This is a genomic window from Micromonospora arida, assembly GCF_042873195.1.
In the GTDB taxonomy this organism is placed as follows: domain Bacteria; phylum Actinomycetota; class Actinomycetes; order Mycobacteriales; family Micromonosporaceae; genus Micromonospora; species Micromonospora arida.
The window spans coordinates 13,586-38,128 of sequence record NZ_JBIALC010000005.1 but is presented as its reverse complement, the minus strand read 5'-3'; the positions used below and the strand labels follow the sequence as shown (position 1 = coordinate 38,128).

Sequence of the window (24,543 nt, the reverse complement as noted above, 5' to 3'; positions counted from 1 at the left end):
GGTGCCGCTCCCGTCACTGACCCCCGAACAACGCGCTGCCGCGCTCGAGAAGGCCGCGGAGATCCGCAAGGCCCGTGCTCAGCTGAAGGAGCAGCTCAAGCAGGGCAAGACCACCCTCGGTGCCGTCCTCGAGCGGGCCGAGAGCGACGACGTCGTTGGCAAGCTCAAGGTGTCGGCCGTCCTGCAGGCCATGCCGGGCATCGGCAAGATCCGGGCTACCCAGATCATGGAGAAGCTCAAGATCGCCGACAGCCGTCGCCTGCGTGGCCTCGGCGAGCAGCAGCGCAAGGCATTGCTTGGAGAGTTCGCCGCCAACTGAACCTGGCAGCGTGTAGAAACAAGCAGTGAGCACGGATGACGAGGCGCGCCCGGCGGCTCGGCTCACTGTCCTGGCTGGACCTTCGGGTTCCGGCAGGGAGAGTGTCGTCGAGCTCGTCCGGGCGCGTTCTCCGTCCGTGTGGATCCCGGTCGCGGCAACCACCAGGCCGCGCCGGGAGTCGGAGATCGACGGGGTGGACCGCGTCTTCCTCGCCCCCGCCGAGTTCGATCGACGGATCGTCGACGGCGAGCTGCTGGAGTGGTCCCGGATCGGTTCGCACCGCCGGGGCACCCCGTACCCCCCGCTGCGCGCCCGGCTCGACGCCGGGCAGCCGGTGCTGCTCCCGCTCGACCTGCGCGGCGTCCCACTGGTCCGGGCGCGCCTGCCCGATGCCCGGCTGGTGTTGCTGAGCCCACCCGGGTACGCGCCCGACGCCACGGTGGCCGCCACCGTCGAGCACGCGCTGACCCACGACCACACCGAACGGGTGGTTGAGGAGCTGGTAGGCTTACTCGGTTCTTCTTATCCGGATCCGGCCTGGTCACGCGTGCGTGGCTGACGGTCGGCCACCGTTGAGACTCAGCACCGCGTCCGCGCGGCTCGAAAGACGCAGAGGTTAATTCGTGGGATCCATCGCCAACCCCGAAGGCATCACCAACCCGCCGATCGACGAGCTCCTCGAGAAGACGACGTCGAAGTACGCGCTGGTCATCTTCGCCGCCAAGCGCGCGCGCCAGGTCAACGCCTACTACAGCCAGCTCGGTGAGGGTCTGCTGGAGTACGTCGGCCCGCTCGTCGAGACCACCCCGCAGGAGAAGCCCCTCTCCATCGCCATGCGCGAGATCAACTCGGGCCTGCTCACCGCCGAGCCGACCGACCAGCCGTAAGCCCCCGCTGGCCGATGTCCGCCTCGATCGTCCTCGGGGTCGGTGGCGGCATCGCCGCCTACAAGGCGTGCGAGCTGCTGCGACTCTTCACCGAATCCGGTCACCGGGTTCGGGTCGTGCCAACCGCGTCGGCGCTCCGCTTCGTTGGAGCGCCGACCTGGGCCGCGCTCTCCGGTCAACCGGTCGCCGACGACGTCTGGACCGACGTCCACGAGGTGCCGCACGTCCGGCTCGGTAAGCAGGCCGACCTGGTGGTGGTCGCGCCGACCACCACCGACCTGCTCGCCAAGGCCGCCCATGGCCTCGCCGACGACCTGCTGACCAACACCCTGCTGACCGCCCGCTGCCCGGTCCTGCTGGCCCCGGCCATGCACACCGAGATGTGGGAGCACCCCGCCACCGTGGCCAACGTGGCCACGTTGCGCTCCCGGGGGGTCCGGGTCATCGAGCCCGCCGTCGGCCGGCTCACCGGCGCCGACACCGGCAAGGGTCGGCTGCCCGACCCCGCGGAGATCTTCGCCGTCGCCGGTCGGCTCCTGGCCCGAGGCGACTCCGCCCCCGCCGACCTGGCCGGTCGCCGGGTGGTCGTCACCGCCGGTGGCACCCGCGAGCCCCTCGACCCGGTGCGTTTTCTGGGCAACCGCTCGTCCGGCAAGCAGGGGTACGCGTTCGCCCGCGCGGCGGTCGCCCGGGGTGCCCGGGTCACAGTGATCTCGGCCAACGTCGGCCTTGCCGACCCGGCCGGGGTCGACATGATCCGGGTGGGCACCACCGCCGAGTTGCGGGAGGCGACCGTCAAGGCCGCCGTCGAGGCCGACGCGGTGGTGATGGCGGCGGCTCCGGCCGATTTCCGGCCCGCGACGTACGCGACTGGCAAAATCAAGAAGTCGGACGACGGTGTCGCACCCACCATCGAGCTCGTGACGAACCCGGACATCGCGGCGGAGCTCGGCCAGCGCAAACGACCGGGGCAGGTGCTGGTGGTGTTCGCCGCCGAGACCGGCGATGCCGAGGCCAACGGCCGGGCGAAGCTCGCCCGGAAGCGGGCCGACCTGATCGTGGTCAACGAGGTCGGTCCGGACCTGGTCTTCGGCGCCGACACCAACACGGTGACGGTCATCGGCGCGGACGGTTCGGTCAGCCGGCTGCCCGAGCAGGCCAAGGAAGCTGTGGCCGACGCCGTCTGGGATCTCGTCGTGGCGCGGCTGCCCGGCCGCTCCTGACGGGTGGAACAGGGCTCGACCGATCCCGACACCGGCCGCAGTGGTGATTAGACTGCCGCGGAACGACCTCATACGCTTAGGAGTGCCGTGACACGCCGTCTCTTCACGTCCGAATCGGTCACGGAAGGCCACCCGGACAAGATCGCTGACCAGATCAGCGATGGCATCCTCGACGCGCTGCTGACCGAGGATCCCCACAGCCGCGTGGCCGTGGAGACCATGATCACCACCGGTCAGGTGCACATCGCCGGTGAGGTGACCACCAAGGCGTACGCCGACATCCCGACGATCGTCCGCCGGACCATCCTCGACATCGGCTACGACTCGTCGAAGAAGGGTTTCGACGGCGCCTCCTGCGGGGTCAGCGTCTCCATCGGCGCGCAGTCCGAGGACATCGCCCAGGGTGTGGACAACGCCTTCGAGCTGCGCACCGGGGCGTCGGAGAGCGCGCTGGACGCGCAGGGCGCCGGTGACCAGGGCATGATGTTCGGCTTCGCCTGCTCGGAGACGCCCGAGCTGATGCCGCTGCCGATCGCGCTCGCGCACCGGCTGGCCCGCCGCCTCTCGGCGGTGCGCAAGGACGGCACGATCCCGTACCTGCGGCCGGACGGCAAGACCCAGGTCACCATCGAGTACGAGGGGCTGCGCCCGGTCCGGCTGAACACCGTTGTCGTGTCCAGCCAGCACGCCGCCGACATCTCGCTGGACTCGCTGCTCACCCCGGACGTGCGCGACCACGTGATCGCCCCGGAGCTGGAGAGCCTCGGCCTGGACACCGACGGTTACCGGCTGCTGGTCAACCCGACCGGCCGGTTCGAGATCGGCGGCCCGATGGGTGACGCCGGCCTGACCGGCCGGAAGATCATCGTCGACACCTACGGCGGGTACGCCCGCCACGGCGGTGGTGCGTTCTCCGGCAAGGACCCGTCCAAGGTGGACCGCTCGGCCGCGTACGCGATGCGCTGGGTGGCCAAGAACGTGGTCGCCGCCGGTCTGGCCGAGCGGTGCGAGGCGCAGGTCGCCTACGCCATCGGCAAGGCGCACCCGGTGAGCCTGTTCATCGAGACGTTCGGCACCGAGACCGTGCCCGTCTCCTCGATCGAGAAGGCCGTCACCGAGGTGTTCGACCTGCGTCCGGCCGCGATCATCCGGGACCTCAACCTGCTCCGCCCGATCTACCAGCAGACCGCCGCGTACGGCCACTTCGGCCGGGAGCTGCCGGACCTGACCTGGGAGAGCACCGACCGGGCCGCCGACCTCAAGTCGGCCGCGGGAGCCTGACCGCCACCAGGCGCAGCGACCGGCGACCCGCGGACGGGTCGCCGGTCGCGCGCGTCTGCGTGGATGTCGGACTGGCGCACCTGGATCGGCCGTTCGACTACCTGGTGCCGGCGGAGCTGGACGAGGTGGCGGTGCCGGGTACCCGGGTGAAGGTGCGCTTCGCCGGGCAACTCGTCGACGGGTGGTTGCTGTCCCGCGCGGACGACTCCGGGCACACCGGCCGTCTCGCGTACCTGGAGAAGGTGGTCTCCCCGGAGCCGGTGCTGGCCCCCGAGATCGCCCGGCTGGCCCGGGCGGTCGCCGACCGGTACGCGGGCAGCCTCGCCGACGTGCTCCGGCTCGCCGTGCCACCCCGGCACGCCCGGGTGGAGAAGGAGCCCCACGACGAGCAGCCCACTCCGACGGCCCCCACCGAGGCGGTCGACCCGCGCGGGTGGCGCGACTACCCGACCGGCCCGGCCCTGCTGCGGGCGCTCGCCGACGGCCGGGCGCCCCGCGCGGTCTGGTCGGCGTTGCCCGGTGAGGACTGGGCGGCCCGTTACGCCGACGCGGTGGCGGCCACCGTCGCCGGTGGGCGCGGCGCGGTGGTCGTGGTGCCCGACGCGCGTGACCTCGACCGCCTCGACGCCGCGCTCACCGGCGTGCTCGGTCCGGGACGGCACGTCAGCCTCTCCGCCGCGCTCGGCCCGGCCCGGCGGTACCGGGCGTTCCTCGCCGCTCGCCGTGGTCGGGTGCCGGTGGTGATCGGGACCCGGGCGGCGATGTTCGCCCCGGTGGCCCGGCTCGGCCTCGTCGCCGTCTGGGACGACGGTGACGACCTGCACTCCGAGCCCCGGGCGCCCTACCCGCACGCCCGCGACGTGCTGCTCACCCGGGCCCACCTCGCCGAGGCCGGCGCGCTGGTCGGCGGGTACGCCCGGACGGCCGAGGCGCAGCTGCTGGTGGAGACCGGCTGGGCTCCGGAGGTGGTCGCCGACCGGGCCACCGTGCGGGCGCGGATCCCGGCCATCGCGCCGACCGGGGACGACCCGCAGCTGGCCCGCGATCCCGGGGCCGCCACCGCCCGGCTGCCCAGCCTGGCCTGGACGGCTGCCCGCGACGCGCTCCGCCAGGACCTGCCGGTGCTGGTGCAGGTGCCCCGCCGCGGCTACCTCCCGTCGATCTCCTGCGCCGAGTGCCGCACCCCGGCCCGCTGCGCGCACTGCGCCGGCCCGCTCGCGCTGCCCTCGGCCGGTGGCACCCCGGCCTGCCGGTGGTGCGCCCGGGTGGCTGCCGCGTACGCCTGCCCGGAGTGCGGTGGGCGGCGGCTGCGGGCCGCGGTGACCGGCGCACGGCGGACCGCCGAGGAGCTGGGCCGGGCGTTCCCCGACGTGCCGGTGCGTACCTCGGGGCGCGAGGAGGTGCTGACCGACGTGCCCGGCGGCGCGGCCCTGGTGGTGGCCACCCCGGGCGCCGAGCCGGTCGCCGAGGGCGGCTACGGCGCGGTGCTGCTGCTCGACTCGTGGGCCCTGCTGACCCGGGCCGACCTGCGCGCCGGCGAGGAGGCGCTGCGCCGCTGGCTGGCGGCGGCGGCGCTGGCCCGCCCGGCGCCGGCCGGTCGGGTGGTGGTGGTCGCCGACGGCGCGCTCGCCCCCGTGCAGGCGCTGCTGCGCTGGGACGCCGGCTGGTTCGCCGGCCGGGAGCTGGCCGAACGCCGTGAGCTGGGCTTCCCGCCGGCCGTGCGGATGGCGAGCGTCACCGGAGCGGCCGAGGCGGTGGCGGACCTGCTGGCCGCGGCCCGGCTGCCGGACGACGCCGAGGTGCTCGGGCCGGTGCCGGCCGAGGAGGGCCGGGAGCGGATGTTGGTCCGGGTGCCCCGGGCCCGGGCCGCCGCGCTCGCCGAGGCGTTGCACTCGGCCGCCGGCGTCCGGGCCGCTCGCAAGGCCGCCGATCCGGTTCGTCTCCAGGTCGATCCGCTGAGCCTGTTCTGAGGCGTTTCGGCCGGTGCGGAGGGTCGCGGACCTCGCCCGGGGCCGGGGCGCCTCGCACACCGCGTCCGGCAAAGCGGTGGCGCCCGAGTGGTAGCATCGCCCGTCATGCCAAGGCGTACGACGGGCTCCAGGTCGCGAGGGGGCGTCAGCCGCGCCGAGCTGGAGCCGTCGCGGGATGGCGCGACGATGGCGGGAACGCGTCGGTCGGGCGCGAGGTCGATGATGTCAATGAGCCGGTGATCAGGGGTGGACCAGTCGTGACCGTTGGACAATCGATCGTCTTCAACGGCGACCTCGGCAGCGGCAAGAGCACCGTGTCGGTCGAGATCGCCAAGCGGCTCGGCATGCGCCGGGTCAGCGTGGGGGACCTCTACCGGGAGATGGCGCAGCAGCGGCAGATGACCGCGCTGCAGCTCAACCTGCACGCCGAGCTCGACCAGGCCGTCGACGGCTACGTCGACCAGCTCCAACGGGACATCGCCGCCTCCGGTGAGCGCCTCGTCATGGACTCCCGGCTGGCCTGGCACTTCTTCACCGACGCGCTCAAGGTGCATATGATCACCGAGCCGGGCGAGGCGGCCCGTCGGGTGCTCGCCCGCCCCTCCGGGCCGGCGGAGAGCTACGCCTCCCTGGAGGAGGCCAAGGCCAAGCTGCGGGAGCGCAGCGTGAGCGAGCGCAGCCGGTTCATCATCCGTTACGGGGTGGACAAGGCCCGGCTGCGCAACTATGACCTGATCTGTGACACCACCCGGGCGTCCGCCGCCGAGGTGATCGAGCACATCGTGGCCGCGTACGAGGGCACGCTCGGCGCCGAGGTGCTGCGCGACGCGCCGCCGCTGCTGCTGCTGGACCCGGCCCGGGTCTACCCGACCGAGGACATCGCCACCCTGCGCGGTCTGTGGGACACCGACTTCGTCGGTGGGGTGGCCGAGGCCGGCGACGAGGCCCTCGAACCGCTGAAGATCGGGTTCACCGGCGAGTACTTCTTCGTCGTCGACGGCCACCGCCGCCTCAGCGCCGCCCTGCAGAACGGCTTCTCCCTGGTCCCCGCCCAGTTGGTCGCCGAGGTCGACGAGCCGGTCGTGGGTGGGATGACCGCGATCGAATACTTCGCCAACCAGGTGCGCCCCGGCCTGATCTACGACTGGGAGGCGGCTCACAAGATCCAGCTGCCGCTGCCCGAGCCCGCGCTGCTCCGCGGCGACGCGGTGCTCGCGGGGGACCCGGGCGCCAGCGTCTGAGCGAGGCCGAGCCGACGCGCGGGGTACGCGCGCCGGCCCGGCCACCGAGTCGTACGGCGGATCGCTGGTACGGCTCAGCCGAGGACGACGCCCGAGGCGCCGACGCCGGCCATGCCGGAGAAGATGTCCTCGTAGTAGAACCGCCAGGCGCAGACCCGGCCGGTGGGGCGGTAGCCGGTACAGGCCGTCGACGTGTTGGTGTCGTCGATGGCGGTGTTGGTGCCGGTGGCCCAGACCTGGAGGGTGTTCGCCGCGTTCACGATCTCCACCGGGCCGCCGCTGTCACCCTGGCCGACGGCGTTGGTGTGGAGGGTGTTCTCCGCCTGGACCTGGCCGCAGACCTGGCCGAAGTCGCGCACGTTGATGCAGAGGTTGCGGGCCTTCACCTGGATCGAGCAGCGGGTGCCGGAGTACGCGCCGGAGGTGCACACCCAGTTGCCGACCTGGCTGGCCGACGCGCCGATCACCTGGTTGCTGAACTCACTGACCACGTTGCCGTTCGCGTCGGTGCTGTTGTTGAAGACCCGGCCGCCCGAGGCGCCGGAGAGCAGCAGGGTGTCGGTGCCGGCGTTGCGGGTGCCGACGATGCCCATCGACTGCCCGGTCGGGTCGGTCGCGGCGTTGTTGATGTTGCCGCAGTGCGCGGCGGAGAGGATCCGCGCGGACCCGCCCTGGAAGACCCCGAAGCCGGTCGAGCAGCCGCCGCCGGTGGTGGCGTTGCGCCAGGCGGCACCGCCCCACCACGGCGCCGTGTCGTCCCATCGGGTCGCCGGCGCGGCGGCGACCCTGGTCTGCACGGTCACCGGCACACCGGCCAGCGCGGTGGCACCGAGCAGCCCGTCCTGCGTGCCGACGAGCAGGCCGGCGCCGTCGGCGCGCGGCCCGACCGTGGTGATCTTGTTGCCGGCGGCGGCCCGTAGCCGGTCGGCCGCGACCATGAGTTCCCGCTGCGAGTACGCGGCGGGCAGCACCTGGGTGGCGACGGTGGCCCGGGCGGTGGCCACCAGGTTGGCGGGCGGCTCACCCTTCCAGTAGACCTGGAGGTGGCGGGTGGTGGGGTCGGCGACGATGCCGGCGAAGCCGGAGTTGGCGCTGCGCTGCGCCGCGTTCGTGATCTGGGCGGCGGCGTTGTTCATGCGCTGCTGCAACCGGAGCAGTTCCGACCAGGAGGCGAAGCCGCCGGGCACCGGCGTGCTGTCGACGAACGATCCGGTGGTGGGGGCCTTGCCCCCGGGTGCGGCGGTGGCCGGTGTGGCGGTCAGGCCTGCGGCGAGCAGCGCGAGACTGATCGCGGTGACGGCGACGCGACGCAGCATCGCGACCGGGCGCCGGGTGGTCGGGTGTGGACGGATCATCGGGTACCTCTTCCCCCAGGGGTCGTGGAGCGGGCCGTGCCCGCACCAGGACGGTGGCAGGGGCGTTGACGCCAGGGGGCGGATCCTGGACGGGACTGGACACCGCTGGACACCGCTGGACGGGGAACGGTCCGCAGTGGAACTGTCAAACATTGGCGGCCGTCTATCGACCGGCGTGGGGCCGGAATTACCCTGCCCGTGCGCGTCCGGGGGGCCGGATGACCGGGGTGGGGGTCGCATGTCTGAGCAGTGGGTACCGTCCGGAACTCATCAGACGTCACACGGGTCAGCCGAGCTGGTCCGCGTCGGCACTGAGGCGCAGACACTGCCCGAGTTGGCCGGGTTGCTGCGCCAGCTGCGCCGCCGCGAAGCCCGACAGCAGGGCGAGACCCTGCTGACGTACCGGCAGTTGGCCGCGAAGACCGGCTGGTCGCGCGGGATCATCGGGGAGTACTTCGCCGGCAACATCCTGCCGCCGCCGGAGCGGTTCGACGCTCTCATCCGACTGCTCGGGGCCAGCCCTGCCGAACAGGGGGTGCTGGCCACCGCGCGGGACCGGGTCGAGGAGCGACGCCGACGCCCGAACCGGGGGCACGCCACCACCGGGCGGGCGGTCGCGCGGGCCGGGGTCGGCGGCCCACGCGCCGGCACCACGTCCCCCCGGTTCCCGATACCCCGCCAGCTGCCCCCGGCGCTGCCCGGGTTCGTCGGGCGTGCGACCCAACTCGCCCAGCTCGATGCCGAATGCGCTCGCGCCGTGGCGCCCGAGAACGACGGCGTGGCGTCGGTCACCGTCATGACGTTGTCCGGTACGGCCGGGGTCGGCAAGACGACCCTCGCTGTCAACTTCGCGCACCGGGTCGCCCACCGCTTCCCGGACGGCCAGCTCTACGTCGACCTGCGCGGGTTCGACGCCACCGGAACGGTGGTGACGGCCGTCGAGGCGGTCCGAGGTTTCCTGGAGGCCCTCGAGGTACCACCCGAACGCATCCCCACCCACCTGCCCGCGCAGGTGGGCCTCTACCGCAGCCTGCTCGCCGGCCGCCGGATGCTGGTGCTGCTGGACAACGCCCGCGACGCCGACCAGATCCGACCCCTGCTGGTCGGCAGCCCGAACTGCCTGGTCCTGGTAACAAGCCGCAACCGGCTCGCTGGCCTGATCGCCGCCGAGGGCGCCCGGCCGATCGGCGTCGACCTGCTCAGCACCGCCGAAGCATGGCAACTGTTGGCCCGGCGGCTCGGCACGGACCGGTTGGCGGCCGAGCCGCAGGCGGTGGACGAGATCATCGAGCGGTGTGCGCGGCTGCCGCTGGCGCTGGCCGTGCTCGCCGCGAGAGGTGCGGAGAAGCCGACGTTCCCGCTGGCCGCCCTCGCGGCCGAACTGCGGGCGGCGCCGCGACCACTCGACTCGTTCGACGGAGGGGACGCCGGCACCGACGTGCAGGCCGTCTTCTCATGGTCGTACCGGAGCCTGACCTCGGCGGCGGCCCGCCTGTTCCGGCTCTTCGGCTGCCACCCCGGACCGGACATCGGGGTCGCCGCGGCGGCCAGTCTGGCCGGGCTGCCCCGGGCCCAGGTGCCCCGACTGCTGGCCGAACTGGCCCACGCGCACCTCGTCACCGAGCACGCCCCCGGTCGGTTCGGCGCGCACGACCTGCTCCGGGCGTACGCGGCCGAGCAGGTCGAACGTCTCGAACCGGAGCAGGCTCGGCGGGCCGCGATCCGGCGCGGGCTGGACCACTACCTGCACACCGCCCACGCGGCGGCACTGCTGTTGCAACCGGGACGGGACCCGGTCACCCTCACCGCCGCCGCGCCGGGTGTGCTGCCCGAGGAGATCACCGACCTCGGTCAGGCGCTCGCCTGGTTCAGCGTCGAGTATCCGGTGCTGCTCGCGGCGGTCGCCCACGCGAGGCGGGCCGGGTTCGACGGTCACGCGTGGCAGCTGGCCTGGACACTGGTGGACTTCCTGCAACGCCGGGGGCGGTGGCCGGACCTGGCCGTGGCGCAGCGCAACGCCCTGGCCGGGGCGCAGCGGGTCGGCGACCGACCCGGGCAGGCGAACGCCCACCGTGACCTCGCCCGGGTGCTGTCCCGGCTGGGCCGGGTGAACGAGGCGGCGAGGAACTACCGGCAAGCCCTGGTGATCTTCGCGGAGCTGAATGACCCCACCGGGCAGGCGCGCACCCACCGGGCGTTCGGCGCGATGCTCGACGGGCTCGGCCGGCACGCCGAGTCCCTGGAGCAGAGCGAGCGGGCCCTGGCGCTGTACCGGGCCGCCCGGCACGTCGCCGGGGAGGCCAGCGCCCGTAACGCGGTGGGGTGGGCGTACGCCCAGCTCGGCCGGTACGAGCCGGCGCTCGGGCACTGCCGGGAGGCGTTGGCGCTGCTGCGGACGACAGGCGACCGGCACGGCGAGGCGAACACCTGGGACAGCCTCGGCTTCATCCACGCCCGACTGGCCGACCACCCGGCGGCGATCCGCTGTTTCCAGCGGGCCCTCGGGCTGTACCGGCGGGTCAGCGACCGCTACGACGAGGCGGACACCCTGTCCCGGCTCGGCGAGAGCCGGCAGGCGGTGGGGGACGCGGCCGGCGCCGCGCGTACCTGGCGGCGGGCCCTGGTCATCCTCGACGATCTCGGCCACCCGGACGCCGAGCGGGTGCGGGAGCTGTTGGCCGGGGAGCCCGCCGGTGACGCTGGGCACACCGGCGGTGGTTGAGCGAGGTGCGCCGCCCGGCGGATCGAGCACATCGTGGCCCCGCGCCGAGCCCAGCCGTGCCCGCGCCGCCACGACGGGGACTGCCGGGAGCGGCCACCACCGGGATGATGGGGTCTCCGACGCATCGACGGGGAGGCCGACCATGGACGCTGCCGAGGCGCTCACACTGCTCATGTCGCCGCAGGGGCGCGTCGATCCGTACCCGACCTACGAGCGGCTGCGCGCGCACGGGCCGGTGGTGCAGGCCATGCCGGGCCTCTACGTGGTGACCGGCTATCCGGAGGTCGACGAGCTGCTCCGCGATCCCCGCCTCGGGGTGCTGGACGACGCGCTGCGTGACCAGATGTGGCCGAACTGGCGGGAGAGCCCCGCGGTGTCGTCGATCGCCCGGTCGATGCTGCGGACCAACCCGCCCGACCACAGTCGGATGCGTCGGCTCGCCTCCGGCGCGTTCAGCCCGCGCCGGGTCGCCGGGATGCGCGACGTGGTGCGTGTCCAGGCCGAGGAACTGCTCGACTCGATGGTGGCAAAGGCCGAGAGCCACGCCCCGGTCGACGTGCTGGCCGACTTCGCGTACCCCCTGCCAGTGGGCGTGATCTGCGCGCTGCTCGGCGTGCCGGCGGCGGATCGGCCGCTGTTCCGCCGCTGGGCCGGTGACCTGACCGGGGTGCTGGAGCCGGAGATCACCCCCGAGGAGCTGGCCGTCGCCGACGCCGGCGCCACCGAGCTGCGCGACTACTTCGTCGAGTTGGTCGTCGCGCGGCGTCGTGCGCCAGCCGACGACCTGACCACCGCGCTGGTCCAGGTGCACGACGCTGGTGGCGACCGGCTCACCGGTCCCGAGTTGCTGGCCAACCTGGTGGTGCTGTTGGTCGCCGGCTTCGAGACCACCACCAACCTGCTCGGCAACGGTCTTGTCGTGCTGCTGGGTCACCCCGAGGCCGCTGCCGCGCTGCGCGCCGATCCGGACCTTGCCCCGGCGTACGTGGAGGAGCTGCTGCGCTACGACTCCCCGGTGCAGCTGACCACCCGGACCAGCACCGCGCCGGTGCGCTGCGGCGGGCTCGACCTGCCGTCCGGCAGTACGACCCTGTTGCTGCTGGGTGCCGCCAACCGCGACCCGCGCCGGTTTTCCGACGCGCAGCGCTTCGACCCGACCCGTGCGCAGGCGCACCCGCTGTCCTTCGGCGCCGGCCCGCACTACTGTCTCGGCGCGGGCCTGGCCCGGCTGGAGGCGCAGTTGGCCTTCCCGATGCTGCTGCGCCGCCTGCCCGAGCTGGCCCTGGCCGAGGTTCCCCGGCACCGCACCCGGCTCACTCTGCGAGGCTACGAGAGCGTCCCGGTGACGCTGGGCACACCGGCGGTGGTTGAGCGAGGTGCGCCGCCCGGCGCCCGGCCGGGCACTCCGTAGACTGGTACGGCACCGCTCGTCCGTCCGAAGAAGGAGCCGTCCCGCGTGACCGTCCAGCCCATCCGTCTGTTTGGGGATCCGGTGCTGCGCACGCCGGCCGATCCGGTGGTCGACTTCGACGCCGAGCTACGTCGGCTCGTCGCCGACCTCACCGACACGATGCGTGAGCAGAACGGCGCCGGCCTGGCCGCGCCACAGCTCGGTGTGAGCCTGCGGGTGTTCACCTTCGACGTCGACGATGTCCTCGGGCACCTGATCAACCCGGTGCTGGAGTTCCCCGACGAGGAGGAGCAGGACGGCCCGGAGGGCTGCCTGTCGATCCCCGGGCTCTACTTCGACACCAAGCGTCGGCAGAACGTCGTCGCCAAGGGCTTCAGCTCGTTCGGCGACCCGATGCAGATCGTCGGCACCGGCCTGATGGCGCGCTGCGTGCAGCACGAGACCGACCACCTCGACGGGGTGCTCTTCCTGGACCGACTGGACCCGGAGGGGCGCAAGGATGCCATGAAGGCGATCCGCCAGGCCGAGTGGTACGACGCCGCGGCCCCGCCCACGGTCAAGCTCAGCCCGCACATCAGCGACCCCTTCGGTCTGGGGCGCTGACCCGGATGCGCGTGATCTTCGCCGGTACGCCGGCCGTCGCCGTTCCCGCCCTGGCCGCCGTCGCCGCCTCCCGCCACGAGCTGGTGGCCGTGGTCACCCGGCCCGACGCGCCCGCCGGGCGTGGGCGGGGCCTGTCCCGCTCGCCGGTCGGCGCGTGGGCCGACGAGCACGGCGTCGAGGTGCTCACGCCGGCCCGACCCCGCGACCCGGAGTTCCTCGACCGGCTGCGCGAGCTGGAGCCGGCCTGCGTGCCGGTGGTCGCTTACGGCGCGCTGGTGCCGCCGGCGGCCCTGGAGATCCCCCGGCACGGCTGGATCAACCTGCACTTCTCCCTGCTGCCCGCGTGGCGTGGCGCCGCGCCCGTGCAGCACGCCGTGCTGCACGGCGACGAGCTGACCGGGGCCAGCGTCTTCCAGCTGGAGGAGGGTCTGGACACCGGCCCGGTCTACGGCACGCTGACCGACGAGATCCGCGCCACCGACACCTCCGGCGACCTGCTGGGGCGGCTCGCTGATTCCGGCGCCGGGCTGCTGGTGGCGGTGCTCGACGCGATCGCCGACGGCACTGCCCGCGCCGAGCCGCAGCCGGCCGACGGGGTGTCGCTGGCGCCGAAGCTGACAGTGGACGACGCGCGGGTGCGCTGGGGCGACCCGGCCTTCGCCGTGGACCGGCGAATCCGGGCCTGCACGCCCGCGCCGGGCGGCTGGACCACGTTCCGCGACGAGCGGGTGAAGCTCGGCCCGGTCGTCCCGGTGCCCGACGGCCCCGAGCTGAAGCCGGGGGAGTTGCTGGTGGAGAAGTCCCGGGTGCTGGCCGGCACGGCGACGGTGCCGGTACGCCTCGGTGAGGTCCGCGCCGCGGGCAAGCGGGCGATGGACGCGACCGACTGGGCGCGCGGCGTCCGGGTCGGCACAGGAGAGGACTTCGCGTGACGGCACCGGAGGGAACCCGACCGACGCGCTCCGGCCCGTCGACCGGCCGTGGCGGGGATCGCCGCCCGGTCCGACCACCGCTGGACCGACCGCGCCGCGCCGCGTACGAGGCGGTGGCGGCGGTGCACCGGGACGACGCGTTCGCCAACCTGGTGCTGCCCATCATCCTGCGGGAGGAGGGGCTGTTCGGTCGGGACGCGGCCTTCGCCACCGAGCTGACCTACGGCACCCTGCGCCACCTGGGCACGTTGGATGCGATCCTGACCGACGCGGCCGGCCGGGACGTGGCCCGGATCGACCCGCCGGTACGCGACGCGCTGCGGCTCGGGGCGTACCAACTGCTGCACACCCGGGTGCCGGCGCACGCCGCGGTCTCGTCGACGGTGGACCTGGTCCGTTCGGTCGCACCGGGGGCTACCGGTTTCGCCAACGCGGTACTGCGCGAGGTGTCCAGCCGTGACGCGGACGCCTGGGTGGCGAAGCTCGCTCCACCGATGGAGACCGACCCGGTCGGGCACCTCGCGTTGGCGTACAGCCACCCGCAGTGGATCGTGCGGGCCTTCTCCGAGGCGCTCGGCGGCGATCTGGGTGAGACGGAGCGCCTCCTGATCGAGGATAATGAGCGCCCGCCGGTGCACCTGTGCGCCCGGCCCGGCCTGATCGACCCGGTCGAGCTCGCCGACCAGGTCGGCGGTGCCCCCGGTGCCTTCTCGCCGTACGCCGTCTATCTTCCCGGCGGATCGCCGGGCGACATCCCGGCGGTGGTCGACGGCCGGGCCCACGTCCAGGACGAGGGCTCCCAACTGGTGGCCACCGCGCTCGCCGACGCGCCGCTGGACGGCCCGGACGGACGTTGGCTGGACCTGTGCGCCGGCCCGGGTGGCAAGGCCGGGTTGCTCGGCGCGCTGGCCGCGCAGCGCGGTGCCCGGGTGACCGCGGTGGAGGTGGCCGAGCACCGCGCCCGGCTGGTCTCCCTGGCGACCCGGGACCTGCCGGTGGCCGTGCTGACCATGGACGGCCGTGAGGTCGGCGGCGACCCGAAACTGCCGGAGCAGCACTTCGACCGGGTGCTGGTCGACGCACCGTGCACCGGGCTGGGGTCGCTGCGTCGTCGGCCGGAGTCGCGCTGGCGTCGCCAACCGTCCGACCTGCCGCCGCTGACCCGGCTGCAACGGGAACTGCTCGGCGCGGCACTGCGGGCGGTCCGCCCGGGTGGCCTGGTCGCCTATGTCACCTGTTCGCCGCACACCGTCGAGACGCACGTGACGGTGACCGAGGCGGCCCGCCGCAGCGGGGTTGCGGTGGACTTCGTGGACGCCCGCCCGCTGCTGCCGGCCGGCATGCCCGGTCTCGGTGACGGGCCGACCGTGCAGCTCTGGCCACACCGCCACGGCACCGACGCGATGTTCCTCGCCGTCCTGCGCCGAGGCTGATCCGACCCACGCGTCCGGCCGGTCACCCGACCGGCCGGACGCGGTGCGCGCTCAGGTGACCGGGAGGCCCTTGGTGCCGGCGTTCTTCATCGAGCGGGTCAGGTTCCGGTCGGAGATCCAGAGGAAGCACTGCACGCCCCGGTTCCCGTTGCGCCACTCCTCCTCGTACGGCTGGTAGTAGATCGTGCCGGCGCGGAAGTCGAGCTGGGAGTTGTCCGGAACCTTGGCGTACTTGGCGATCATCGTCTGACAGGCCCGGTGGGTCCGCTTGGTGCTGCGGGTGAACTCGGCGTAGCTGGTGTCCGGCGCCTGCCAGACGCCGACGAACTCGGCGTGGTGCTTGGCGGTGCAGGAGACCGGGACCATCTCGTCGATGTCGTCCTTGACCAGCTTCGGGTTGAAGCAGCGGTACGCCAGCGGGGCCGCTCCGGACAGCGCGCCCCGGAGGCTGCCGGTGCGCAGGTCGACCGCGGTGTCGTCGATGCTGGCGATCTCGGTGACGTCGCAGCGGTACCAGCGGGCCCCACCCGACCAGGCCTGCGGTGACGGCAGCACGACGGTCAGGCCGAGCCGCCCGGAACGCCAGTCGGCCCCCACCGCCTTGTTGACCGCCGTGTCGCACCCCGTCTGCGCGGCCCGCATGCCGGCCGAGCCGGGCTGCGGGGGAGTGCCGCCGTCGGCGCCCGGGCCGGTGAGGGTGCCGACGTGCATGGTCTCCACCCGGTGCGCCTCGGTGCACGCCGTCGGGTTGTAACCGGTCAGGAAGCCGACCTGCTGGGAACTCTGGTGGCAGACGTCGGCAGCGGGGACGAACTGCTGCGCCGCGACGGGCGCCGGCCAGTCGTCGATGAGGTCAGTGTCGATTCCGGCGGGTGCGCCGCACCCGGCCAGTGCCAGGGCCAGCGCCCCACCCCCGGCGAACGCCGCCAGCCACCGTCGCATTCCGACCTCCCGCCGCTGCTGGCCCCCGACCGGACCCAGCCGGTCGATGGCGCCACGGCGCAGCAGCATACGGCAACGACGCTCAGATCGCGGGCAGTCCCTCGGGACCGGCGCCGCGCATCGAGCGGGTGAGTTTGCGGTCGTCGCTCCACAGGAAACAGCGCACCCCACGGTCGCCCTCCTCCCACTCCCGCTGTGACGGTGGGTAGTAGATGGACCCGGCCCGGTACGGCAGCTCGCTGTTGTTGGGTACCGCCGCGTACTCGGCGATCAGGGCCATGCAGCGCTGGTGCGCCTGCTCGGCGGACTTGGTGAACTCCGCCCAGCTCATGTCCCGCTCCTCGTAGACGCCCACGAACTCGGCGCGGTGCGGCTCGGTGCAGAGCACCGGCGCCATGTAGTTGAGGTTGTCGCCGATCAGTTTGGGGTCGAAGCAGCGGTGCGTCAGTGGCGTGTCGCCGATCAACGCGCCGCGCAGGCTGCCGGTGCGGTTCACCGGGCGGGTGTTGTCGATGCTGCCGGTCTCGCTGAGGTCGCAGCGGAACCAGCGGGCGCCGCCGGCCCAGGCGGGCGCGGACGGCAAGGCGAGGGACAACGCGAGTCGGGCGGTGTGCCAGTCGCCGCCGAGCACCTCCCGGGCCCGCTGGTCGCATTCGGCGCGAGCCGTGCTCAGCGCCGACGATCCGGGTTCCGGTCGGGCCTCGGTCAGCGCGTCGGGCCCGACGAAGGTGCCGACGTGGATGGTCTCGGCCAGGTGGTTGCGCGCGCAGTCCACCGTCTCGTACGTGCTGGCCTGCACGACTGTGGCGATCCGTGGCAGGCAGGTGTCGGTGGCGGGGGCGAACGGCTTCGGAACCCGCAGCGTCGGCCAGTCGTCGGTGAGATCACCGTCCGCGCCCCGCGCCGGCGTGCAGCCGGCCAGCAGCATCGTCGTGACGCTGGCCAGCACCAGCGCTGGAAGCCACCGTCGCATCGTCCGCCCTCCCGGGAGCTGGCGGCCGGTCGCCGCGCCCCGCGGCGAGACCCCGGCGGGCGTGCAGCCTACGGCACCGTCCCGGTTGGAGTGTCGTCGCGTTTCCGTCGATCGGCCAGTGGCTGATGTCTGTTCGTCCGGATTCGGGGGTCCGGAGCGTCCAATTCTGCACCAGTGGTCACTGCTGGATCACAGCGCGTCCCCGATGGTGCCGCGATGCGGGTGGCGGGTCGCCACGTTCGTACACTGGCCCCGTGACCGTACCGCCGCCGATCGTCGCGCCGAGCATCCTGGCCGCCGATTTCGCCCGCCTCGCCGAAGAAGTCCGCGCCATCGAGGACGCCGCGGACTGGTTGCACGTCGACGTGATGGACAACCACTTCGTGCCGAACCTGACCATTGGGCTGCCCGTGGTGCAGAGCCTGCGGGCTGTCACGGCGATGCCCTTCGACGTGCACCTGATGATCGAGGACCCGCGCCGGTGGGCCCCCGGGTACGCCGACGCCGGGGCGTACAACGTCACCTTCCACGCGGAGGCGTCCGACGACCCGGTGGCGCTCGCCAAGGACCTGCGTTCGGCCGGTGCGAAGGCGGGCCTGGCCATCGACCGGGACACCCCGATCGAGCCCTACCTGGACCTGCTGCCCAGCTTCGACACCCTGCTGATCATGACGATCAAGGCGGGCTTCGGTGGGCAGCGGTTCATTCCGCAGCTGCTCGAGAAGGTGCGGACGGCCCGGCAGCACGTGTCGGCCGGGCACCTGGAGCTGCGCATCGAGGTGGACGGCGGGATCGCCGCCGACACCATCGAGCAGGCGGCCGCGGCGGGCGCCGACGCGTTCGTGGCCGGCACCGCCGTGTACGGGGCCGCCGACCCGGCGGAGGCGGTACGGCACCTGCGGGCACTGGCGGAACGCGCGGCGCCCGGGGCCTGAGGTGGAGCCCGAGGCCGACCGCAAGGACATCATTCTCGTCGTGGACGACGACGAGGACATCGCCCGGTTCGTCGAGTTCAACCTGCGGCTGCACGGCTTCGAGGTGATCCACGCCAGCGACGGCCAGGAGGCCCTGGAGATCATCGAGCGCCAGCGGCCGGACCTGGCGGTGGTCGACCTCATGATGCCCCGGATCGACGGGCTGGAGCTGACCCGCCGGTTGCGCGCCGACCCGATGACGTCCGCCCTTCCGGTGATCATGCTGACGGCCAAGGGGATGACCGTCGACAAGGTGCACGGGCTCAGCGCCGGCGCGGACGACTACCTGGTCAAGCCGTTCGACACCGCCGAGCTGGTGGCCCGGGTCTCGTCCACGCTGCGCCGCAACAAGGAGTTCCGGGAGGTCTCCCCGCTGACCGGGCTGCCCGGCAACAGCCGGATCCGTCGGGAGATCAGCGATCGGGTCCGAAACGGCGTGGACTACGCCGTCGGCTACGTCGACATCGACCGGTTCAAGAGCGTCAACGACCGGTACGGCTTCGTGCGCGGCGACGACTTCATCTCCGCGCTCGCCCGCAGCCTGCACCGGGCGGTGGTGGGCGTCGGGCTGCCTCCGGCCTTCCTCGGTCACGTCGGCGGTGACGACTTCGTCATCGTCTGCGCCCCGGACCAGGTGCGCCCACTGACGTCCCGGGCGGTCGTCGACTTCGAGACCGCCGCCGACACGCTCTACGACCCGACCGACCGGGAGCGCGGCTTCGTCGAGTTGAAGGATCGACGCGGCAACATCCGGCGGGCGGCCCTGGTCACGCTGTCCATCGGGGTGTCCCTCTCCGACGCCGGCAAGCGCTTCACCGACCCGCTCGAAGCGATCGCGGTGGCCTCGGAGATGAAGACGGTGGCCAAGAGCCAACCGGGCTCGTACGTGGCGGTGGACCGGCGTCGCGGCGTCACCTGAGCGTGATACCGCTGTGAAGTAGCTCGCCTAGGTGGCGGCGGAGCCGGATCGGCGTGTAAGACTTCCCGTGTACCCACCACGCGCTGGCGGGACTCGGTGAAATTCCGAACCGGCGGTGATCCACGGTCCAACCGTGGTCAGCCCGCGACCCGGACGGCTCTGCCGTCCGGTGGACCTGGTGAAAATCCGGGGCCGACGGTTGGGGGCGGTTCGTCCGCGCCCAGACAGTCCGGATGGGAGACAGCGCGCGGGACGGACGGGTCCGAGCCGGCCGCTGGCTTCAGCGTGCCGTGCCGACCCCCCGGGGCGGCTGTGCCGTTCCCGGAATCCGCCACCGCCTGCCCGTGGCCCCATGGCCACCGCCTCCCTGACCGCCCGCGCGCGGACCGGCGAGTGAGAGGGCAGGGGCAGCGCAATGGCCAGCGTCTCCGTTGATGAGGCGATGCGGCGTGCGATCGAGTTGGCAGCGCGCGGGCTCGGCACCACCAGCCCCAACCCGGTGGTCGGGTGCGTGCTCCTCGACGAGGGCGGCGAGGTCGTGGGCGAGGGCTTCCACGCGTACGCCGGGGGGCCGCACGCCGAGATCGTCGCCCTGGCGCAGGCCGGGCTGCGGGCCAAGGGCGGCACTGCTGTCGTCACTCTGGAACCCTGCGATCACACCGGCCGCACCGGCCCCTGTAGTTCCGCGCTCGTCCAGGCCGGGGTGGGTCGGGTGGTCATCGCCGTCCCCGACCCGAACCCGGTCGCTTCCGGGGGTGCCGCCACCTTGCGCGCCGCCGGGGTCCGGGTCGATCTGGGGGTACGCGGTGAGGAGGCCGAGGCCGGCAACGTCGCGTGGTTGACCTCGATGCGCCGGGGCTGGCCGTACGTGATCTGGAAGTACGCCGCCACTCTCGACGGGCGCTCCGCCGCGGCCGACGGCACCAGTATGTGGATCACCTCGGAGGCGGCCCGGATCGACGTGCACGCGCTGCGCGGCACTGTCGACGCGGTCATCGCCGGGGTGGGCACCGTGCTCGCCGACGACCCCCGGTTGACAGCCCGCAACCTGCGCGACGGCAGCCTGGCCATCCGGCAGCCGCTGCGGGTGGTGGTGGACAGCTCGGGGCGTACCCCGGCTGACGCCCGGGTCCGCGACGGCGCCGCACGGACGTGGATCGCGACCGCCGACGAGGTCGGCGCCGACCCGGACGGCCGGGTCGACCTGTCGGCGCTGCTCGCGGCGCTGCACCAGCGGGGGGTCCGCGCGGTGCTCCTGGAGGGCGGCCCCCGGCTGGCCGGCGCGTTCCTGGAGGCCGGCCTGGTCGACAAGATCGTCGGGTACGTCGCGCCGCGGTTGCTCGGCGCCGGCCCGACCGCTCTGGTCGACGCGGGAGTGACCACCATCGCCGAGGCCATCGATCTGGAGTTTGTCGACGTTACGCAGATCGGTCCGGATCTCCGGATCACCGCTTTGCCCCGGAAAAGGGAGGGCTGAGATGTTCACCGGCATCATCGAGGAATTGGGCGAGATCGTCCGGGTCGCGCCGACGGCAGGCGATTCGGCGCTGCTGGGCGTACGCGGCCCACTGGTCACGTCCGACGCCCGGCACGGCGACTCGATCGCCGTCAACGGTGTCTGCCTGACCGTCGTGGAGGTGGCCGACGGTGTCTTCACGGCCGACGTGATGGGGGAGACGCTGCGCCGCTCCGCGCTGGGCGCGCTGCGCCCCGGGGACCCGGTCAACCTGGAGCGGGCCGCCGCGCTCGGTAGCCGGCTCGGCGGGCACCTGGTGCAGGGCCACGTCGACGGCGTCGGTGAACTGATCTCCCGGGAGCCGGCCGAGCAGTGGGAGACCGTCCGGTTCCGACTGCCCGCCGCCCTGTCCCGGTACGTGGTGGAGAAGGGCTCGATCACCATCGACGGCGTCTCGTTGACCGTCGCCTCCGTCGGCGCGGACGAGTTCGCCGTCGGGCTGATCCCGACCACGCTCAAGCTGACCACGCTCGGCGCGAAGGGCGTCGGCGACCCGGTCAACCTGGAGGTCGACGTGCTGGCCAAGTACGTGGAGCGGCTGCTCGGCGACCGGCTCACCGACGCCGACGCTCGCAAGCTGGCCTCCAATCCGGGCGGGGTGGCCTGATGGGCCCGCTCAGCTGGCTGCTGGACGCGCAGGTGCACGTCGCCGGCTCGCCGGTGCTGGCCAGGGAGATCGTCGGCAACGCCTTCGGGTTGGTCTCGGCGCTGCTCGGGTTGCGCCGGCTGGTCTGGGCGTGGCCGGTCGGCATGATCGGTAACGCGCTGCTCCTCACCGTGTTCCTCGGCGGAGTGTTCGCCACCCCGCAGGAGCACGACCTGTACGGGCAGGCCGGCCGGCAGGTGTTCTTCTTCGCGGTCAGCGTCTACGGCTGGTGGCGCTGGCAGCGCAACCGTCGCGCCGACGCCGGGCAGGCGGCGGTCGTGCCGCGCTGGGCCACCGGACGGGAGCGACTGATGCTGCTGGTGGCCGCCGTGATCGGCACCGCCGCGGCGTACCCGCTGCTCAAGGCCCTGGGCTCCTGGGGCCCGCTGCCCGACGCCTGGATCCTCACCGGCAGCCTGCTGGCCACGTACGGCATGGCCCGCGGCTGGGTGGAGTTCTGGCTGCTCTGGATCGCTGTGGACGCGGTCGGCGTGCCGCTGCTGCTACGCGGCGGGTTCTACCCGTCGGCCGTCATGTACCTGATCTACGGCGCCCTCTGCGTCTGGGGCTTCGCCGCCTGGTGGCGCACCTCCCGCGCCGTCCGACCGGCGACCGTCGGTACGCCCATCTACACGGAGGCTGTCGCATGACCAGCTTTGGGGATATCGAGCAGGCGATCGCGGACATCGCGGCCGGCCGGCCGGTCGTCGTGGTCGACGACGCGGACCGGGAGAACGAGGGCGACCTGATCTTCGCGGCCGAGCTGGCCACGCCGGAGTTGATGGCGTTCATGGTCCGCTACACCTCCGGCTACGTCTGCGTGGCGCTGACCGAGAGCGAAGCCGACCGGCTCGACCTGCCGCCGATGCACCACACCAACCAGGACCGGCGGGGCACCGCGTACACGGTGACAGTGGACGCCCGCGAGGGGGTCAGCACCGGCATCTCGGCCGCCGACCGCGCGCACACCAGCCGGCTGCTCGCCGGCGCGGCGACCGACCCGACCGACCTGGCCCGCCCCGGGCACGTGGTGCCGCTGCGCGCTCGCGAGGGCGGGGTGCTGCGCCGACCGGGGCACACCGAGGCGGGGATCGACCTGACCCGGCTGGCCGGGCTGCGTCCGGCCGGCGTGCTCTGCGAGCTGGTCAACGACGACGGCACCATGATGCGCCTGCCGGACCTGGAGAAGTTCTCCGCCGAGCACGGCCTCACGCTCGTCACCATCGCCGACCTGATCGCCTACCGGCGGCGTACCGAGAAGCAGGTCGAGCTGGTCGCCGACGCCCGGATGCCGACGAAGCACGGGGTGTTCCGGGCGCTCGGCTACCGCGCCGAGCACGACCCGGCCGAACATGTCGCGATGGTCCTGGGTGACATCGGTGACGGCCAGGACGTGCTGGTCCGGGTGCACTCCGAGTGCCTGACCGGGGACGTGTTCGGCTCGCTGCGCTGCGACTGTGGGCCGCAGCTGGACGCCGCACTGGCTCGGGTCGGGCAGGAAGGCCGGGGCGTGGTGCTCTACGTCCGTGGGCACGAGGGGCGCGGCATCGGCCTGCTGCACAAGCTGCAGGCGTACCAGTTGCAGGACCTGGGCCGCGACACCGTCGACGCCAACCTCGACCTGGGCCTGCCGGCCGACGCCCGCGACTACGGCACCGGCGCGCAGATCCTCTACGACCTGGGCGTGCGGTCGATGCGGCTGCTGACCAACAACCCGGCCAAGCGGGCCGGGCTGGAGGGGTACGGGTTGACCATCACCGGCCGCGAGGGGCTGCCGGTCGGCGCGCACCCGGAGAACATGCGCTACCTGCGCACCAAGCGGGACCGGATGGGTCACCTGCTGGACGAGTTGGACGAGGTGTCCGAGGCGCCGCTGGGGCGTCCGGTCGCCAACGACGAGATCGGAGCATGACGATGGCGGGTTTCGGTGAGCCGGGAGTCGAGGCGGTCGACGCCGCGGGGCTGACCGTCGGGGTCGTTGCCGCCCGCTGGCACGGCGAGCTGACCGATCACATGCTGGAGCGTGCGGTGGCCGCCGCCGAGGCGTGCGGCGCGCGTTCCGTGGTCTCCCGGGTCGCCGGCTCGGTCGAGCTGCCGGTGGTCGCGCAGGCCCTCGCCCGCCGCTGCGACGTGGTGGTCGCCCTCGGTGTGGTGGTCCGTGGGTCCACCGCCCACTTCGACTACGTGTGCCGTTCGGTCACCGACGGGCTGACCCGGGTGGCGCTGGACGAGGGCAAGCCGGTGGCGCACGGAGTGTTGACCGTGGAGACCATCGAGCAGGCCCGCGACCGCGCCGGTCTGCCCGGCTCGGCGGAGGACAAGGGCTGGGCCGCCACAGTGGCGGCGCTCGACGCGGCGCTGGCCGTGCGGACGGTGGCGGCGGGCAACGCCCAGCGGGTCGGCTTCGGCGGCTGACGCCTCGGCCGCTTCGGCCGTCTCTGAAGGCGGGCCCTCAGAGACGGCCGGCCTCGATGATCCGGCGCAGGAACTGCCGGGTACGAGGCTGGGTCGGCTCGCCCAGCACCTGCTCGGGCGGGCCGCTCTCGATGACCCGCCCGGCGTCGAGGAAGCACACCTCGTCGGCGACCTCCCGGGCGAAGCCCATCTCGTGGGTGGCCAGCACCATGGTCATGCCGTCGGCCTTCAGGTCGCGGATCATCGCCAGCACCTCGCCGACCAGCTCTGGGTCGAGCGCGGAGGTGACCTCGTCGAGCAGCATCAGTCGAGGTGAGTTGGCCAGCGCCCGGACGATCGCCACCCGCTGCTGCTGCCCGCCGGAGAGCCGGTCCGGGTAGGCGTCCGCCTTGGCGCCGAGCCCCACCCGGTCGAGCAGCTCCCGGGCCTGCGCCTCGGCCTCCGCCCGGCCCCGCCGGTGTACGCGGCGCGGCGCGAGGGTGATGTTGTCCAACACGCTCAGGTGCGGAAAGAGGTTGTACGCCTGGAACACCATGCCGATCCGCCGCCGGACCCGATCGGGGTCCACCCGGGGATCGGAGATGTCCTCCCCGTCCAGCTCGATGGTGCCGTCGTCCAGCTCCTCCAGCAGGTTCACGCACCGCAGCAGTGTCGACTTGCCCGACCCGGACGCGCCGATCAGCGCCACCACCTGATGCTCGGCGACGGTCAGGTCGAGGTGGTCGAGCACGGCGTGCCCGCCGAACTCCTTGCGCAGGCCCCGACAGCGCAACAACGCCAT

At 73.1% G+C, this 24,543-nt stretch carries 23 protein-coding genes and 1 riboswitch; of the genes, 19 read left to right on the top strand and 4 right to left on the bottom strand.

Annotation, left to right across the window (positions count from 1 at the left end; translation table 11 throughout):
• Position 1 precedes the first annotated feature (1 nt).
• The 7 genes from mihF (at position 2) to ACFYP0_RS17005 (ending at position 6,921) form a co-directional block, all read left to right on the top strand.
• Complete coding sequence (gene mihF / locus ACFYP0_RS17035) at positions 2-319, top strand: integration host factor, actinobacterial type (RefSeq protein ID WP_030335662.1); 318 nt, start codon at positions 2-4, stop codon at positions 317-319.
• A gap of 25 nt (positions 320-344) precedes the next feature.
• Positions 345-878, top strand: coding sequence for a guanylate kinase (locus ACFYP0_RS17030; RefSeq protein ID WP_124853871.1), 534 nt, complete (start codon positions 345-347; stop codon positions 876-878).
• Between the two features lie 64 nt (positions 879-942).
• Positions 943-1,206: a DNA-directed RNA polymerase subunit omega gene (gene rpoZ / locus ACFYP0_RS17025; protein WP_030335666.1), complete on the top strand. Its 264-nt coding sequence runs from the start codon at positions 943-945 to the stop codon at positions 1,204-1,206.
• A 14-nt stretch (positions 1,207-1,220) separates the two neighbouring features.
• Positions 1,221-2,429: a bifunctional phosphopantothenoylcysteine decarboxylase/phosphopantothenate--cysteine ligase CoaBC gene (gene coaBC / locus ACFYP0_RS17020; RefSeq protein ID WP_124853870.1), complete on the top strand. Its 1,209-nt coding sequence runs from the start codon at positions 1,221-1,223 to the stop codon at positions 2,427-2,429.
• A gap of 87 nt (positions 2,430-2,516) precedes the next feature.
• Entirely contained in the window at positions 2,517-3,710 is a 1,194-nt protein-coding gene (gene metK / locus ACFYP0_RS17015; protein ID WP_091401916.1) for a methionine adenosyltransferase, read from the top strand.
• Positions 3,707-5,680: a primosomal protein N' gene (locus tag ACFYP0_RS17010; protein WP_425795020.1), complete on the top strand. Its 1,974-nt coding sequence runs from the start codon at positions 3,707-3,709 to the stop codon at positions 5,678-5,680. Before metK ends, ACFYP0_RS17010 begins: the two co-directional genes overlap by 4 nt.
• A gap of 257 nt (positions 5,681-5,937) precedes the next feature.
• On the top strand, positions 5,938-6,921 hold the full coding sequence (locus tag ACFYP0_RS17005; RefSeq protein WP_124856504.1) for an AAA family ATPase: 984 nt from the start codon (positions 5,938-5,940) through the stop codon (positions 6,919-6,921).
• Positions 6,922-6,995: 74 nt separating this feature from the next.
• On the opposite strand, the gene ACFYP0_RS17000 is transcribed toward ACFYP0_RS17005, so the two are convergent.
• A complete protein-coding gene (locus tag ACFYP0_RS17000; protein ID WP_124856506.1) occupies positions 6,996-8,276 on the bottom strand; it encodes a hypothetical protein in 1,281 nt (426 codons plus the stop codon).
• A gap of 238 nt (positions 8,277-8,514) precedes the next feature.
• Here ACFYP0_RS17000 and ACFYP0_RS16995 point away from each other — a divergent pair, with 238 nt between their 5' ends.
• The 5 genes from ACFYP0_RS16995 to ACFYP0_RS16975 all read left to right on the top strand — a co-directional run bounded on the left by ACFYP0_RS16995 (position 8,515) and on the right by ACFYP0_RS16975 (position 15,377).
• Entirely contained in the window at positions 8,515-10,998 is a 2,484-nt protein-coding gene (locus ACFYP0_RS16995; protein ID WP_124856508.1) for an ATP-binding protein, read from the top strand.
• A 142-nt stretch (positions 10,999-11,140) separates the two neighbouring features.
• Entirely contained in the window at positions 11,141-12,409 is a 1,269-nt protein-coding gene (locus ACFYP0_RS16990; protein ID WP_124856510.1) for a cytochrome P450, read from the top strand.
• 45 nt (positions 12,410-12,454) lie between these two features.
• Positions 12,455-13,012, top strand: a complete 558-nt coding sequence (gene def / locus ACFYP0_RS16985) for a peptide deformylase (RefSeq protein ID WP_124856512.1) — start codon at positions 12,455-12,457, stop codon at positions 13,010-13,012.
• Positions 13,013-13,017: 5 nt separating this feature from the next.
• Positions 13,018-13,944 carry a methionyl-tRNA formyltransferase gene (gene fmt, locus ACFYP0_RS16980; protein WP_112639917.1) on the top strand — a complete coding sequence of 309 codons (927 nt, stop codon included), beginning with the start codon at positions 13,018-13,020 and terminating at the stop codon, positions 13,942-13,944.
• Positions 13,899-15,377, top strand: a complete 1,479-nt coding sequence (locus ACFYP0_RS16975) for an RsmB/NOP family class I SAM-dependent RNA methyltransferase (RefSeq protein ID WP_112622036.1) — start codon at positions 13,899-13,901, stop codon at positions 15,375-15,377. The genes fmt and ACFYP0_RS16975 overlap by 46 nt, the downstream gene beginning before the upstream one ends.
• Positions 15,378-15,428: 51 nt before the next feature.
• Here the strand turns inward: ACFYP0_RS16975 and ACFYP0_RS16970 are convergent, their stop codons facing one another.
• Positions 15,429-16,319 carry a septum formation family protein gene (locus tag ACFYP0_RS16970; protein ID WP_124856580.1) on the bottom strand — a complete coding sequence of 297 codons (891 nt, stop codon included), beginning with the start codon at positions 16,317-16,319 and terminating at the stop codon, positions 15,429-15,431.
• Between the two features lie 82 nt (positions 16,320-16,401).
• Positions 16,402-17,292: a septum formation family protein gene (locus tag ACFYP0_RS16965; RefSeq protein WP_124856514.1), complete on the bottom strand. Its 891-nt coding sequence runs from the start codon at positions 17,290-17,292 to the stop codon at positions 16,402-16,404.
• Between the two features lie 254 nt (positions 17,293-17,546).
• Here ACFYP0_RS16965 and rpe point away from each other — a divergent pair, with 254 nt between their 5' ends.
• The 7 genes from rpe (at position 17,547) to ribH (ending at position 23,762) form a co-directional block, all read left to right on the top strand.
• Complete coding sequence (gene rpe / locus ACFYP0_RS16960) at positions 17,547-18,227, top strand: ribulose-phosphate 3-epimerase (protein WP_124856516.1); 681 nt, start codon at positions 17,547-17,549, stop codon at positions 18,225-18,227.
• 1 nt (position 18,228) lies between these two features.
• On the top strand, positions 18,229-19,185 hold the full coding sequence (locus tag ACFYP0_RS16955; protein WP_124856518.1) for a response regulator: 957 nt from the start codon (positions 18,229-18,231) through the stop codon (positions 19,183-19,185).
• 78 nt (positions 19,186-19,263) lie between these two features.
• Positions 19,264-19,434: riboswitch (FMN riboswitch) on the top strand.
• A 166-nt stretch (positions 19,435-19,600) separates the two neighbouring features.
• Positions 19,601-20,662: a bifunctional diaminohydroxyphosphoribosylaminopyrimidine deaminase/5-amino-6-(5-phosphoribosylamino)uracil reductase RibD gene (gene ribD / locus ACFYP0_RS16950; protein ID WP_124856520.1), complete on the top strand. Its 1,062-nt coding sequence runs from the start codon at positions 19,601-19,603 to the stop codon at positions 20,660-20,662.
• Between the two features lies 1 nt (position 20,663).
• Positions 20,664-21,308 carry a riboflavin synthase gene (locus ACFYP0_RS16945; RefSeq protein WP_386996642.1) on the top strand — a complete coding sequence of 215 codons (645 nt, stop codon included), beginning with the start codon at positions 20,664-20,666 and terminating at the stop codon, positions 21,306-21,308.
• Positions 21,308-21,997: a nicotinamide riboside transporter PnuC gene (gene pnuC / locus ACFYP0_RS16940; protein ID WP_355581199.1), complete on the top strand. Its 690-nt coding sequence runs from the start codon at positions 21,308-21,310 to the stop codon at positions 21,995-21,997. Before ACFYP0_RS16945 ends, pnuC begins: the two co-directional genes overlap by 1 nt.
• Positions 21,994-23,259, top strand: coding sequence for a bifunctional 3,4-dihydroxy-2-butanone-4-phosphate synthase/GTP cyclohydrolase II (locus tag ACFYP0_RS16935; protein ID WP_112584600.1), 1,266 nt, complete (start codon positions 21,994-21,996; stop codon positions 23,257-23,259). Before pnuC ends, ACFYP0_RS16935 begins: the two co-directional genes overlap by 4 nt.
• 2 nt (positions 23,260-23,261) lie before the next feature.
• On the top strand, positions 23,262-23,762 hold the full coding sequence (gene ribH, locus ACFYP0_RS16930) for a 6,7-dimethyl-8-ribityllumazine synthase (protein ID WP_386996888.1): 501 nt from the start codon (positions 23,262-23,264) through the stop codon (positions 23,760-23,762).
• Between the two features lie 37 nt (positions 23,763-23,799).
• Here ribH and ACFYP0_RS16925 read toward each other — a convergent pair whose 3' ends face one another.
• Positions 23,800-24,543 carry an amino acid ABC transporter ATP-binding protein gene (locus ACFYP0_RS16925; protein WP_112584601.1) on the bottom strand — a complete coding sequence of 248 codons (744 nt, stop codon included), beginning with the start codon at positions 24,541-24,543 and terminating at the stop codon, positions 23,800-23,802.